We start from the raw sequence: 12,605 nt of genomic DNA, 5'->3' as shown, positions 1-12,605 counted from the left end.
ATAGGCTTTTTCCCTTCCCCCGTCAAGGGGATAGGGGTTAAGATCTGGGTTGATTAAGTATGGCTGCGATGCCGCCTGCGACCGCATCAATCTCGCCCAAACCATCCACCGCCTGCAAATGCCCCTTGGCATAGTAGTAGCCAATCAGCGGCGATGTCTTTTTGTAATATTCCATCAGGCGCTGTCGTAGACTGTCTTCGTTGTCATCCGCGCGGCGCTTGAACTCGGCACCGCCACAGGTGCTGCAGGTGCCATCGGCAGGAATTGGTTTGGTGATGTCATTATACACCTCACCGCAGCCACCGCAGGTTGAGCGCGCCGTGATCCGCGCCACAAGGGCCTCATTATCCACACGCATTTCAATCACTGCATCAAGTGCAAGACCCATCTCGGCCAGCAATGCCTCAAGCGCATCTGCCTGTGCCAAAGTGCGGGGAAACCCGTCAAAGATCACGCCGCCTGCGAGGCCTGCATCTAATTTCTCGCGGATCAGGCCAATGACGATCTCATCCGTCACCAATTCACCACGGGCCATCACATCGGCGACCCGTTTGCCCATTTCCGTGCCAGAGGCCTGCGCCTCGCGCAACATATCCCCAGTGGAAAGCTGAACCATGCTACGCGCCTCAACCAAGAGGCGCGCTTGGGTTCCCTTGCCCGCACCTGGGGGGCCGAGGAGAATAATCGCGGTCATTTGCGCTGTGGCGTGCGGCGCTTGGTACGCCCCGTGCCCGTCCCTTTGCGGCCACGCAGTTGAGACCGCTCAAGCAAGCCCTCGTATTGATGGGCAAGCAAATGCGATTGGATCTGCTGCACGGTGTCCATGCCGACCGAGACGATGATCAGAATGGATGTGCCGCCGAAATAAGCCGTGATTGACAAGTTCGAGCGCACAATCTCGGGCAAGAGGGCGACCAAGGTCAAATACCCTGCACCCAGCACAAGAACGCGGTTCACCACATATTCCAAATATTCCGAAGTGCGCTGACCAGGACGGATGCCCGGGATAAACCCATTTTGGTTTTTCAGATTGTCCGCCACATCATCGGTCTTGAAGGCCACGTTCAGCGTATAGAAATAGGTGAAGAAAATCAGCATACCAGCAAAGAACAGCAGATAGAGGGGCTGACCGGGGCCAAAATTTGCAAGGATCCATGACAGAGCTGGCCCTGCCGCTTCACTGCCCGAGAAGGTGGTCATGGTTGTTGGCAACAACAACAAGGAAGATGCAAAGATCGCTGGGATAACGCCCGCAGGGTTAACTTTGATCGGCAAATGGCTACTGCCGCCGTCATAGACCTTCATGCCGACTTGGCGGCGGGGGTATTGAATGTGGATCTTGCGCAGGCTGCGCTCCATGAACACAACGAAAAACAGCGTTGCAATCAACATCACAATCACGCCCAAAACCATAGGCGTGGACAAGGCACCAGAACGGCCCTGTTCAAAAAATTGCGCCAGAGCCGCAGGGATTTCTGCGATGATACCAACAAAGATGATCAGAGAAATACCGTTACCGATGCCGCGCTGCGTGATCTGCTCGCCAAGCCACATCAGGAACATCGTGCCGCCCACTAGGGTGATCACACAGGCCGCGCGGAAATACCAACCCGGATCCGAGGCAAGACCGCCCGACTCCATGCTGACAGCCAGACCATAGGCCTGCGCGGTTGCCAAGGCGACCGTGCCGTAGCGCGTATATTGGTTGATCTTCTTACGGCCTTGTTCGCCCTCTTTCTTCAACTGCTCCAAGGCAGGCACCATCGAGGTCATCAGCTGCACAATGATCGAGGCCGAGATATAGGGCATGATCCCCAATGCGAACACACCCATGCGGCTTAGGGCGCCGCCTGTGAACATGTTCAGAACACCGCCCAATCCCGCAGAAGCCGCGTCAAAGAAATTGCGCAACTCTTGCCCGTCAATCCCTGGAACAGGAATATAGGTGCCGATCCGATAAATGATCAAAAGACCAAGCGTGAACCAAATGCGCTGGCGCAATTCGGACGCTTTGCCAAACGACTTCCAACTCAGATTAGCCGCCATCTGTTCAGCTGCTGAAGCCATACCGCCCCTCATCATGTATTGCGCCGCAAGACCGAGCTTGCGATCTTGCGGCGCGAAAAACCCTGCCCTTGATGTATGCGGCTCAGCCGCAAGTCTCAAGGCTCATCTTGGTCGAAAGCCTGCGGCAGATTACTCTGCCGCTGCTGGTGCCGCTACGTTGAGCTTGCCACCTGCTTTTTCAACAGCTTCAACCGCTGCTTTGGAAGCACCTGTGACAGTGATCGTTACTTTCTTCGAGATGTCACCTTTGGCCAAAACGCGGATGCCGTCCAATTTGCGGCGCACCAAGCCCGATGCAACCAATGCATCTTCGGTGATTTCTGCTTTTGCGTCCAATTTGCCCGCCTCGAGGAATTTCTCGATCAGGCCCAAATTGATGACAGCGAATTCTTTGCGGTTTGGCTTGTTGAAGCCACGCTTTGGAAGGCGCTGATAGAGGGGCATCTGGCCGCCTTCATAGGCGTTGATGGCCACACCCGAACGGGATTTCTGACCTTTGATACCACGGCCACCCATTTTACCTTTGCCAGAACCAGGGCCACGGCCAATACGCTTGGCTTTCTTGGTTGCACCTGGGTTATCGCGCAATTCATTCAGTTTCATGTCGCTACTCCTTTAGCCGGAATTACCACCCGAGCGACCGTGGCGGCAAACGCGGCATAATGATCAAAAGCGCCCCAGAAATCTGGGGCAGGATTAAGGGCGCGGATTAACCGCGCTCCTCAATGATTTCTACCAGATGCGGGATCTTGTTGATCATACCACGCACGGAAGGGGTATCTTCCAACTCGCGGGTTTTGTACATCTTGTTCAAACCCAAACCAATCAGCGTTGCGCGCTGATCTTGAGGGCGGCGGATCGGCGAGCCGATCTGTTTTACAACGATAGTTTTAGCCATTGCTCACTCTCCTCAGGCGTCTGCCGCAACTTCGGCTTCGGGCTTGCGCAGGATGTCGGCAACTTTCTTGCCGCGGCGCGCAGCCACCTGACGAGGCGAGCTTTCCTGACGCAGACCATCAAGGGTTGCGCGGATCATGTTGTAGGGGTTCTGCGAGCCCAATGATTTCGCAACAACGTCCTTGATGCCAAGCATCTCGAACACGGCGCGCATTGGACCACCCGCGATGATCCCCGTCCCTTCAGGGGCGGTGCGCATCACGACATTGCCTGCGCCATGACGGCCCTGCGCGTCGTGGTGCAGAGTGCGGCCTTCGCGCAGAGGCACGCGAATAAGGTTGCGCTTGGCTTGTTCGGTTGCCTTACGGATCGCTTCAGGCACTTCTTTGGCTTTCCCTTTGCCAAAGCCCACACGACCACGCTGGTCACCGACAACCACAAGAGCGGCAAAGCCAAAACGCTTACCACCTTTTACGGTCTTCGATACGCGGTTGATTGCGACCAGACGGTCGGCGAATTCTGGGGTTTCTTCGCGCTCTTCGCGGCGACGGCCCCGACGTTGTTCACGTTCTGCCATGTTTGGCATCCTTCAGTTCTGGCGCATCCCGCGCGCCTGTTTTGGTCAATCGCAGTGAGGGGCACATGAAAGGCCCTCTCCCCGATCATCGAGGCGGCACTTGCGCGCCGCCTACATGGATTAGAACTTCAAACCACCTTCGCGGGCTGCGTCAGCCAAAGCTTTGACGCGGCCGTGGAACAAGAAACCGCCACGGTCGAAATAGCATTCCGACACGCCGGCTTTCTTTGCACGGTCTGCAATCGCTGCGCCCACTTTTGCGGCCGCTTCGACATTGTTCTTGCCAACAACGCCCAGATCTTTTTCGAGCGAAGATGCCGAGGCCAAAGTCACGCCTTTTACATCGTCGATCAACTGAACGCTGATATTCTTGTTCGAGCGGTGAACAGAGAGGCGCGCGCGCCCGTCTGCCATTTTCCGCAGCTTGTTCCGAACGCGCAGGCGGCGCTTGAGGAACAGTTCTCGTTTGCTGTTTGCCATCTTCGTCGCCCTTACTTCTTCTTACCTTCCTTGCGGAAGATATATTCGCCCTTGTAGCGGATCCCTTTGCCCTTATAGGGCTCGGGCGCACGCCATTCGCGAATGTTTGCTGCAACCTGACCGACCAATTGCTGATCAATCCCTTCGATCACCACTTCGGTTGGCTTTGGTGTTGTCACCGTCACACCTTGTGGCACTTGGAAATCCACATCGTGGCTGTAACCCAAGGACAGTTTCAGAACATTGCCTTGGATCGCGGCGCGGTAACCCACACCTGTGATCTCCAGCTCTTTCTTGAAGCCATCCGTCACGCCCGTGACAAGGTTCTGAACCATCGAACGGCTCATACCCCATTGCTGGCGGGCACGCTTGGACTTGCCGCGTGGTGTCACATCAACCGCGTTGTCATTGACTGCGATTGTGACATCATCGGTGGCGGTAAAGCTACGGGTGCCTTTCGGCCCCTTCACCTCAATCGTCTGGCCCGACACAGTGGCTGTTACACCACCAGGCAGTCCGACCGGTTTTTTCCCAATACGAGACATGCTTCAGGCCTCCTTAGAATACGGTGCAGAGAACTTCGCCGCCGACATTGGCCTGACGTGCATTCGCATCGGACATCACACCTTTGGAGGTGGAGACGATGGAAACACCAAGACCTTGCCGAACCTGCGGAATATCCTGCACGTTCATGTAAACACGACGACCGGGGGTGGATACGCGCTTAATCTCGCGGATCACAGGGCTGCCTTCATAGTATTTCAGGCTGATTTCCAGCGCGGGATGCCCTGCGGCATCAGAGGTGCGCTCGTAGCCGCGGATATAGCCTTCATCGGCCAACACATCCAAAACCCAAGCACGCAGCTTGGAAGCGGGCGTCACGACTGTGGACTTGCCACGCATCTGCGCATTGCGGATGCGGGTCAGCATATCACCAAGAGGATCATTCATCTGTCAGACCTCCTTACCAGCTCGACTTAACCATGCCGGGGATTTGGCCGTTCGAGGCCAATTCACGCAGCATGATACGCGAGACTTTCAGCTTACGGTAATAGGCCTTTGGGCGCCCCGTGAGCTGGCAACGGTTATGAAGACGAGTGGCTGAGCTATTACGTGGCAGCTCTGCCAATTTCAGACGAGCCTTAAAACGCTCTTCCATCGGCTTCGATTCATCATTCGCGATTTCTTTTAGCGCGGCACGCTTTGTTGCGTATTTCGCAACAAGCTTTTGGCGCTTAACTTCGCGTGCAACCATGGACTTCTTTGCCATTGTTCTACTCTCCTCCCGCGATCACGAATTGAAGGGCATGTTGAAATGCTTCAACAGCGCCTTGGCTTCCGCGTCAGTTTTCGCGGTGGTGCAAATGATAATGTCCATCCCCCAAACCTCATCGACCTTGTCGAAGTTGATTTCAGGGAAAACGATATGTTCTTTGATCCCCATGGCGTAGTTGCCACGGCCGTCAAAGGACTTGCCAGACACGCCGCGGAAGTCGCGGATGCGCGGCATAGCCACAGTGATCAGACGATCAAGGAATTCATACATGCGGTCGCCGCGCAGGGTAACCTTTGCGCCAAGAGGCATATCTTCGCGAACACGGAAGCCCGCGATAGATTTCTTTGCCTTGGTCACAACGGCCTGCTGGCCTGCAATCGCGCTGAGGTCTTCCTGAGCGGATTTGACTTTTTTGCTGTCGCGCACGGCTTCGGCGCCTGCGCCGATGTTCAGAACGATCTTATCCAAACGTGGAATTTGCATATCATTCTTATAGCCGAACTCTTCCTTCATCGCAGGGCGAACAGTCGAAGCAAAAGCCGCCTTCAGGCGTGGGGTATAGTTTGCCGTATCAAGCATTAGATGGCCTCCCCCGTGGTTTTGGCGATACGCACCTTCTTGCCGTCTTCAACCTTGAAGCCAATACGGGTGGGTTTGCCGTTTTTGTCCAGAAGCGCCAAATTGGACAGGTCAATTGGCATCGCCTTTGGCAGGCGGCCGCCTTGGCCCTGTGCAGATTGGCGGGTGTGACGGATGGCGATGTTCACGCCGTCCACGATGGCTTTGTTGGCCTTTGGCATAACGGCAGAGATTTCACCCTCTTTGCCCTTATCCTTGCCAGCAAGCACGACGACCTTGTCGCCCTTTTTCAACTTGGCAGCCATATTACAGCACCTCCGGAGCGAGCGAGATGATCTTCATGAAGTTCTTCGCACGCAACTCACGCACAACTGGCCCGAAGATACGGGTGCCAACAGGCTCGTTGTTGTTGTTGAGGATCACGGCCGCATTGCGGTCGAAACGGATAGCTGTGCCATCTTCGCGGCGAACTTCTTTTGCGGTGCGCACGACAACGGCCTTACGGACATCGCCCTTTTTTACACGACCGCGTGGGATGGCTTCCTTCACGGAGACCACGATGATGTCACCCACCGAGGCATATTTCCGCTTGGATCCACCCAGAACCTTGATGCACTGAACTCGGCGAGCGCCAGAGTTGTCAGCTACATCCAGATTGGTCTGCATCTGGATCATAGTGGTATCTCCCGACCTTTGGGGGCGCCGATGCGGACATTACCCCCAGGGTTTCGTTAAACTGAAATTCAGCGCTTAGTTTGCGATGACTTCCCAGCGTTTCGACTTCGAAATTGGCGCACATTCCTGAATGCGGACGATATCGCCAACTTTGAATTGGTTCTGCGGATCGTGGGCCCGATACTTCTTGGACTTACGAACCGTCTTCTTCATCACTGGGTGCGTAAAGCGGCGCTCTACAGACACGGTGACAGTTTGTTCATTCTGATCAGAGGTGACAACACCTTGCAGGATACGTTTGGGCATTAGTTGGCCTCCCCTGCGGCTGCTGCTGCCTTCTGAGATAGAATCGTGTTCACACGGGCCACGTCACGGCGCACTTGGCGCATACGAGCGGTGTTTTCCAATTGGCCAGTGGCCTGTTGGAAGCGCAGGTTAAACGCCTCCTTCTTCAACTGAACAAGCTGATCACGCAGCTGGTCAGGCGTTTTATCACGTAGGTCTTGCGCGTTCATCGCGTTGGTCTTCCTTTTCAACAATCAACGGAGGGCCGCAAAAAGCGTCACCCTGATTCCGTTGGAGTAGGTGGATAGGGGCGGCACATACGCGCATCTTGGGCATATGGCAACCCCACGGGGGAATTTATCCGCGTTTTTCAAAGGCGGTTGTGGTCTACCCTCGCCCCGCACCTAGACCTAGGCTATGGTTCCGTCATCCGTTCCGCGCGGCTTGGCGCATCTTGATCTAAGGAAGGCCTATGGCACAGATATCATCCTTATTCGTCACACGCCTCTATCACGGCAATCTGCAAGAGGCAGCCCCTCACCTTGATTTGGCCGAGTTAGAGCAATCTTGCCTCGTTATCGCAGAAGATGACGAAGCGGGTCAAACATGGTGCGAGGAAAACGGATATCCTGGATATACGTCCTATGCCTCGCTCACCGATCTGCCTTGGCGCTTTCCGATCTTTGCGGATTTGGTGAAAATTCTCGATCATCATGTCGCTGAATTCGTCAAGGATTTGGAATTCGATTTGGATGGCCGCGCTCTGGTTCTTGAGGATTTATGGATCAACATCCTGCCCAAAGGCGGCACGCATAGCTCGCATATTCATCCGCATTCGGTGATTTCAGGGACGACCTATGTTGCAATGCCCGAAGGTGCATCAGCGTTGAAACTGGAAGACCCGCGCCTGTCGCGCATGATGGCGGCCCCAACGCGCGCCAAGACCGCACGCGCAGAATTACAGCCCTTTATCTATGTAAAGCCGAATGTCGGTGATGTGCTGCTCTGGGAAAGCTGGTTGCGCCATGAGGTGCCCATGAATATGGCCGAGGATGAACGGATCAGCGTCAGCTTTAATTATCGTTGGGACTAAAGAAAAACCCCCGCTGATTGCTCTGCGGGGGTTTTGATTTTCACAAACGAAACTGAAATTACCAGTCTTCGCGTGCCACTGTGCGTGTTTTGATTGGCAGCTTCATCGCGGCAAGGCGCAGCGCCTCGCGTGCGATTTCTTCGTTTACGCCGTCAATCTCAAACATAACGCGGCCTGGTTTGACCTTGCACGCCCAGTAATCGACCGAACCTTTACCTTTACCCATACGCACTTCGGTTGGCTTCGAAGTTACAGGGGTATCAGGGAAGATGCGGATCCATACACGACCTTGACGCTTCATGTGGCGTGTCAGGGCGCGGCGGGCAGCTTCGATCTGGCGCGCGGTAACGCGCTCAGGCTGAAGGGCTTTCAGGCCAAAGGTGCCAAAGTTCAGGTCAGACCCGCCTTTTGCTTCACCCTTGATGCGGCCTTTGTGCATCTTGCGGAATTTTGTGCGCTTTGGTTGCAGCATCTGTCAAACTCCTCAGCGATCACGGCGCGGGCGTGGTGCCCCACCGCTATCCTGCATTTCGGCCAAACGGCGATCACGCGCCGATGGATCATGCTCAAGGATTTCACCCTTGAAGATCCAGACCTTGATCCCAATGATCCCGTAAGGTGTGGACGCCTCTGCATGCGCGTAGTCAATGTCTGCGCGCAATGTGTGAAGCGGCACGCGGCCCTCACGATACCATTCGGTACGAGCGATTTCAGCGCCACCCAAGCGACCAGCCACGTTGACACGGATACCCAAGGCACCCATGCGCATCGCGTTCTGCACGGCGCGCTTCATTGCGCGGCGGAACGAAACGCGGCGCTCAAGCTGCTGCGCGATGGACTCTGCCACCAATGCCGCATCAACTTCTGGCTTACGCACTTCAACGATGTTGAGGTGCAATTCGCTGTCGGTCATTGCGGCCAGCTTTTTGCGCAGGCCTTCAATATCCGCACCTTTTTTCCCGATGATAACACCAGGGCGCGCGGTGTGGATGGTGACGCGGCACTTGCGGTGCGGACGCTCGATGATGACTTTGGAGACACCAGCTTGCTTGCACTCTTTCGCCACGAATTCACGCATACGCAGATCTTCGAGCAACAGGTTGCCGTAATCCTTGGTGTCCGCATACCAGCGGCTGTCCCAAGTGCGGTTGACCTGCAGGCGCATGCCAATTGGATTTACCTTATGACCCATTACGCTTGCTCCTCGACCTGGCGAACCTTGATGGTTAGTTCAGAGAACGGCTTGTGGATGCGGCCAAACCGACCACGGGCACGTGGACGACCACGCTTCATGATCAGGTTCTTGCCGACATATGCTTCGGCAACGACCAATTCATCCACATCAAGGCTGTGGTTGTTTTCAGCATTCGCAATGGCAGACTGAAGGCATTTCTTCACGTCAATCGCGATGCGCTTGTTGGAGAAGGTCAACGCGGTCAATGCCTTGTCAACTTTCTTCCCACGGATCATTTGCGCGACGAGGTTCAATTTCTGCGGGCTTGTGCGCAACATGCGCAGTTTTGCCATCGCTTCATTGTCCGCCACGCGGCGGGGATTCTTATCCTTGCCCATGGCTTACTTCCTTTTCGCTTTCTTATCCGCAGCGTGCCCGTAATAGGTGCGCGTTGGGGAATATTCACCGAATTTCTGACCGATCATGTCTTCAGTGACGTTCACGGGAATATGCTTTTGCCCGTTATAGACACCAAAGGTGAGGCCAACGAATTGCGGCAGGATGGTTGAACGGCGCGACCAGATTTTGATCACTTCGTTGCGGCCAGACTCCCGCGCTTTTTCTGCCTTCTTGAGGACGTATGCGTCGACAAAAGGGCCTTTCCATACAGAACGGCTCATCTATTAACGCCCTTTCTTCTTGGCATGACGCGAGCGGATAATTAGCTTCTGCGATGCCTTGTTCTTGTTGCGGGTGCGTGTGCCCTTGGTATCCTTACCCCATGGGGTAACTGGCGTACGGCCACCAGATGTGCGGCCTTCACCACCACCATGTGGGTGATCGATTGGGTTCATCGCAACACCACGGACGCTTGGACGCTTGCCCATGTGGCGGACGCGGCCCGCTTTGCCAAGGTTTTGGTTCGAGTTGTCAGGGTTTGACACGGCACCAATGGTTGCCATGCATTCCTGACGCACCAGACGCAATTCACCAGAAGAGAGGCGGATCTGAGCATAGCCACCGTCACGACCAACGAACTGGGCATATGTGCCCGCCGCGCGTGCGATTTGGCCGCCCTTACCGGGCTTCAATTCGATATTGTGAACGATTGTCCCGATGGGCATGCCCGAAAATGGCATTGCGTTACCGGGCTTAATATCTGCTTTTGCAGAGGCGACAACCGCATCGCCAACAGCCAAACGCTGTGGCGCGAGGATATAGGCCTGCTCGCCATCGCTGTAGCGGATCAACGCAATGAAGGCGGTGCGGTTAGGATCGTATTCGATCCGTTCAACCGTGGCTGTGACGTCAAATTTACGACGCTTGAAATCCACGATACGATAGAGACGCTTCGCGCCACCACCGCGGCGGCGTGCGGTAATCCGTCCGGTATTGTTCCGACCGCCCTTTTTCGTCAAACCCTCAGTCAGGGATTTGACAGGACGTCCTTTCCACAGCTCCGAACGGTCGATCAGCACCAGCCCGCGCTGGCCCGGCGTCGTCGGCTTATACGACTTAAGTGCCATGCTTTCTGTCTTCCGTTTGCTAACGGCAGGTCATTAAAAACCCACCTATGTTGTAAGTCCCCCGAATTGGGTGACCGATAAATGAGGGCCCCGAAGGTCCCAGTGAAATGTAGTTCATGCGAACAACAGCAAAGCCCCAGACGAATCTGGGGCTATCGCGATGGCGCTGTGTAGGAAAGTGACGCCCTAAGGTCAAGGCCCCTTCCCGACTGTGCAGCTGCCTTTGCGATGGACAAGGCCCCAACCGCATCCGCAGTCGGGGCCTCGCTCAGGTCAGATCAGGCAAAACGCCCGAACGTGGGACAGATCAAAGACCTGTAGCCACGTCGATTGTGTTGCCTTCTTCCAGCGTTACATAGGCCTTCTTAACATCCTTACGGGTGCCCGCGATGCCACGGAAACGCTTGTTTTTGCCTTTGGTGACAGTTGTATTGACTGCTTTCACCTTCACACCAAACAGGCTTTCAACGGCCTCCTTGATCTGGGGTTTATTCGCATCAATCGCAACTTCGAACACAACCGCATTGTTCTCGGAGGCCATAGTGGCTTTTTCCGTGATGATCGGGCGGCGGATCACGTCATAATGTTCTGGCTTCGTGCTCATTTTAGGCGAGCCTCCAGTGCTTCGACACCCGCCTTCGTCAACACCAGAGTGTCGCGCTTGAGGATGTCATAGACATTCGCGCCCATGGATGGCAGCACATCGAGACCCTCGATGTTACGCGCCGCTTGGGCGAAGTTCGCATCAACCGTTGCACCGTCAATGATCAAGGCACGCTTCCAACCGAGGTTCTTCACCTGCTTGGCCAACTGTGCGGTTTTCGCCTCGGCCATGGCCGCTGCTTCGATGATCACCAACTCGCCTGCTGCCACTTTGGCAGACAAGGCGTGCTTCAGACCAAGCTTACGGAACTTCTTAGGAAGCTCGTGCGCATGGCTGCGTGGGGTTGGGCCTTTGTAAATGCCACCCTTACGGAAGATCGGCGCCTTACGAGACCCGTGGCGCGCGCCACCAGTGCCCTTTTGGCGATAGATCTTCTTGGTCGAATAGCTGACTTCAGAACGGGTTTTAACCTTGTGCGTGCCGGCCTGCGCCTTGTTACGCTGCCAACGGACAACGCGGTGCAGGATGTCAGCACGGGGCTCAAGACCAAAAATGTCATCGCCAAGATCAACAGATCCCGCTTTGCCACCGTCCAATTTAATGACGTCAAGTTTCATTATGCTTCACCTCCCTCGGCGGGGGCGTCCTCTGCGGGGGCCTCGGTTGCAGGCGCAGCTGCGGCGGCGGCGGATTTCAAAGCAGCAGGCAAAACAGCATTCTCAGGGAATGGCTTTTTCACCGCGTCTTTGATGGTCACCCAACCACCTTTGGTGCCAGGAACAGCGCCCTTGACCATGATCAGGCCACGATCTGCATCGGTGCGGACAACTTGCAGGTTTTGAGTGGTGACGCGCACCGAGCCCAAATGGCCTGCCATTTTCTTGCCCTTAAACACGCGGCCAGGATCTTGACACTGACCTGTCGAACCATGCGAACGGTGGCTGATCGAAACGCCGTGAGACGCACGCAAACCGCCGAAGTTGTGGCGCTTCATCGCACCCGCGAAACCTTTACCGGTCGAGGTGCCCGACACGTCAACGAATTGGCCTTCGAAATAATGGTCTGCGGTGATTTCTTCACCAACGGCCACCAAATTCTCAGGGTCGACGCGGAATTCCGCAAGCTTACGCTTAGGCTCAACCTTTGCAGCGGCGAAATGGCCGCGCATTGGCGCCGAAACGCGCTTTGCTTTTGCGGAACCTGCACCGAGCTGGATGGCGGTGTAGCCATCTTTATCAGCGGTGCGCTGTGCCACAACCTGAAGACCATCCAATTGCAAAACGGTCACAGGGATCTGACGACCATCTTCCATGAACAGGCGGGTCATACCCAATTTTTTAGCGATCACTCCAGAGCGCAACATATCCGATGC

23 protein-coding genes are annotated in these 12,605 nt (G+C 55.4%); 1 reads left to right on the top strand and 22 read right to left on the bottom strand.

The window, feature by feature from the left end:
- Window positions 1-37: 37 nt before the first annotated feature.
- The 14 genes from AAC621_RS07875 to rpmC form a co-directional block, all read right to left on the bottom strand.
- Window positions 38-694, bottom strand: a complete 657-nt coding sequence (locus AAC621_RS07875) for an adenylate kinase (RefSeq protein ID WP_340254033.1) — start codon at window positions 692-694, stop codon at window positions 38-40.
- On the bottom strand, window positions 691-2,067 hold the full coding sequence (gene secY, locus AAC621_RS07870) for a preprotein translocase subunit SecY (protein ID WP_340254030.1): 1,377 nt from the start codon (window positions 2,065-2,067) through the stop codon (window positions 691-693). Before secY ends, AAC621_RS07875 begins: the two co-directional genes overlap by 4 nt.
- A gap of 129 nt (window positions 2,068-2,196) precedes the next feature.
- The gene (gene rplO, locus AAC621_RS07865; RefSeq protein ID WP_340254027.1) at window positions 2,197-2,670 is read right to left on the bottom strand and encodes a 50S ribosomal protein L15; all 474 of its coding nucleotides are present in this window, start codon (window positions 2,668-2,670) and stop codon (window positions 2,197-2,199) included.
- Window positions 2,671-2,776: 106 nt separating this feature from the next.
- The gene (gene rpmD, locus AAC621_RS07860) at window positions 2,777-2,965 is read right to left on the bottom strand and encodes a 50S ribosomal protein L30 (RefSeq protein ID WP_340254025.1); all 189 of its coding nucleotides are present in this window, start codon (window positions 2,963-2,965) and stop codon (window positions 2,777-2,779) included.
- 12 nt (window positions 2,966-2,977) lie between these two features.
- Complete coding sequence (gene rpsE / locus AAC621_RS07855; protein WP_317657423.1) at window positions 2,978-3,541, bottom strand: 30S ribosomal protein S5; 564 nt, start codon at window positions 3,539-3,541, stop codon at window positions 2,978-2,980.
- Between the two features lie 120 nt (window positions 3,542-3,661).
- Window positions 3,662-4,021: a 50S ribosomal protein L18 gene (rplR, locus tag AAC621_RS07850; protein ID WP_317657422.1), complete on the bottom strand. Its 360-nt coding sequence runs from the start codon at window positions 4,019-4,021 to the stop codon at window positions 3,662-3,664.
- 11 nt (window positions 4,022-4,032) lie between these two features.
- A complete protein-coding gene (gene rplF, locus AAC621_RS07845; RefSeq protein WP_317657421.1) occupies window positions 4,033-4,566 on the bottom strand; it encodes a 50S ribosomal protein L6 in 534 nt (177 codons plus the stop codon).
- Window positions 4,567-4,579: 13 nt separating this feature from the next.
- Complete coding sequence (gene rpsH / locus AAC621_RS07840; RefSeq protein ID WP_317657420.1) at window positions 4,580-4,972, bottom strand: 30S ribosomal protein S8; 393 nt, start codon at window positions 4,970-4,972, stop codon at window positions 4,580-4,582.
- A 13-nt stretch (window positions 4,973-4,985) separates the two neighbouring features.
- The gene (gene rpsN / locus AAC621_RS07835) at window positions 4,986-5,291 is read right to left on the bottom strand and encodes a 30S ribosomal protein S14 (protein WP_340244635.1); all 306 of its coding nucleotides are present in this window, start codon (window positions 5,289-5,291) and stop codon (window positions 4,986-4,988) included.
- Window positions 5,292-5,312: 21 nt separating this feature from the next.
- Window positions 5,313-5,876, bottom strand: coding sequence for a 50S ribosomal protein L5 (gene rplE, locus AAC621_RS07830; RefSeq protein ID WP_317657418.1), 564 nt, complete (start codon window positions 5,874-5,876; stop codon window positions 5,313-5,315).
- A complete protein-coding gene (rplX, locus tag AAC621_RS07825; RefSeq protein ID WP_340254021.1) occupies window positions 5,876-6,181 on the bottom strand; it encodes a 50S ribosomal protein L24 in 306 nt (101 codons plus the stop codon). Before rplX ends, rplE begins: the two co-directional genes overlap by 1 nt.
- 1 nt (window position 6,182) lies before the next feature.
- A complete protein-coding gene (gene rplN, locus AAC621_RS07820) occupies window positions 6,183-6,551 on the bottom strand; it encodes a 50S ribosomal protein L14 (RefSeq protein ID WP_005621870.1) in 369 nt (122 codons plus the stop codon).
- A gap of 75 nt (window positions 6,552-6,626) precedes the next feature.
- The gene (gene rpsQ / locus AAC621_RS07815; RefSeq protein ID WP_317657416.1) at window positions 6,627-6,857 is read right to left on the bottom strand and encodes a 30S ribosomal protein S17; all 231 of its coding nucleotides are present in this window, start codon (window positions 6,855-6,857) and stop codon (window positions 6,627-6,629) included.
- The gene (gene rpmC / locus AAC621_RS07810) at window positions 6,857-7,066 is read right to left on the bottom strand and encodes a 50S ribosomal protein L29 (protein ID WP_317657415.1); all 210 of its coding nucleotides are present in this window, start codon (window positions 7,064-7,066) and stop codon (window positions 6,857-6,859) included. The genes rpsQ and rpmC overlap by 1 nt, the downstream gene beginning before the upstream one ends.
- A 242-nt stretch (window positions 7,067-7,308) precedes the next feature.
- Here rpmC and AAC621_RS07805 point away from each other — a divergent pair, with 242 nt between their 5' ends.
- Complete coding sequence (locus AAC621_RS07805) at window positions 7,309-7,929, top strand: 2OG-Fe(II) oxygenase family protein (protein WP_340254018.1); 621 nt, start codon at window positions 7,309-7,311, stop codon at window positions 7,927-7,929.
- A 58-nt stretch (window positions 7,930-7,987) separates the two neighbouring features.
- On the opposite strand, the gene rplP is transcribed toward AAC621_RS07805, so the two are convergent.
- The 8 genes from rplP to rplC all read right to left on the bottom strand — a co-directional run bounded on the left by rplP (window position 7,988) and on the right by rplC (window position 12,596).
- A complete protein-coding gene (gene rplP, locus AAC621_RS07800) occupies window positions 7,988-8,401 on the bottom strand; it encodes a 50S ribosomal protein L16 (protein WP_317657413.1) in 414 nt (137 codons plus the stop codon).
- A 12-nt stretch (window positions 8,402-8,413) separates the two neighbouring features.
- Complete coding sequence (gene rpsC, locus AAC621_RS07795; RefSeq protein WP_317657412.1) at window positions 8,414-9,121, bottom strand: 30S ribosomal protein S3; 708 nt, start codon at window positions 9,119-9,121, stop codon at window positions 8,414-8,416.
- Complete coding sequence (gene rplV, locus AAC621_RS07790) at window positions 9,121-9,501, bottom strand: 50S ribosomal protein L22 (RefSeq protein WP_317657411.1); 381 nt, start codon at window positions 9,499-9,501, stop codon at window positions 9,121-9,123. The genes rpsC and rplV overlap by 1 nt, the downstream gene beginning before the upstream one ends.
- A 3-nt stretch (window positions 9,502-9,504) precedes the next feature.
- Window positions 9,505-9,783, bottom strand: a complete 279-nt coding sequence (gene rpsS, locus AAC621_RS07785) for a 30S ribosomal protein S19 (RefSeq protein WP_217777634.1) — start codon at window positions 9,781-9,783, stop codon at window positions 9,505-9,507.
- 3 nt (window positions 9,784-9,786) lie between these two features.
- Window positions 9,787-10,629: a 50S ribosomal protein L2 gene (gene rplB, locus AAC621_RS07780; protein ID WP_317657410.1), complete on the bottom strand. Its 843-nt coding sequence runs from the start codon at window positions 10,627-10,629 to the stop codon at window positions 9,787-9,789.
- Window positions 10,630-10,936: 307 nt separating this feature from the next.
- On the bottom strand, window positions 10,937-11,233 hold the full coding sequence (locus AAC621_RS07775; protein WP_317657409.1) for a 50S ribosomal protein L23: 297 nt from the start codon (window positions 11,231-11,233) through the stop codon (window positions 10,937-10,939).
- Window positions 11,230-11,850, bottom strand: coding sequence for a 50S ribosomal protein L4 (gene rplD / locus AAC621_RS07770; RefSeq protein WP_317657408.1), 621 nt, complete (start codon window positions 11,848-11,850; stop codon window positions 11,230-11,232). Before rplD ends, AAC621_RS07775 begins: the two co-directional genes overlap by 4 nt.
- A complete protein-coding gene (rplC, locus tag AAC621_RS07765; RefSeq protein ID WP_340254015.1) occupies window positions 11,850-12,596 on the bottom strand; it encodes a 50S ribosomal protein L3 in 747 nt (248 codons plus the stop codon). The genes rplD and rplC overlap by 1 nt, the downstream gene beginning before the upstream one ends.
- Window positions 12,597-12,605: the final 9 nt, after the last annotated feature.

This window comes from Roseobacter sp. HKCC-CH-9208, assembly GCF_037805125.1.
In the GTDB taxonomy this organism is placed as follows: domain Bacteria; phylum Pseudomonadota; class Alphaproteobacteria; order Rhodobacterales; family Rhodobacteraceae; genus M30B80.
This window is presented reverse-complemented; position numbering and strand designations above follow the sequence as displayed.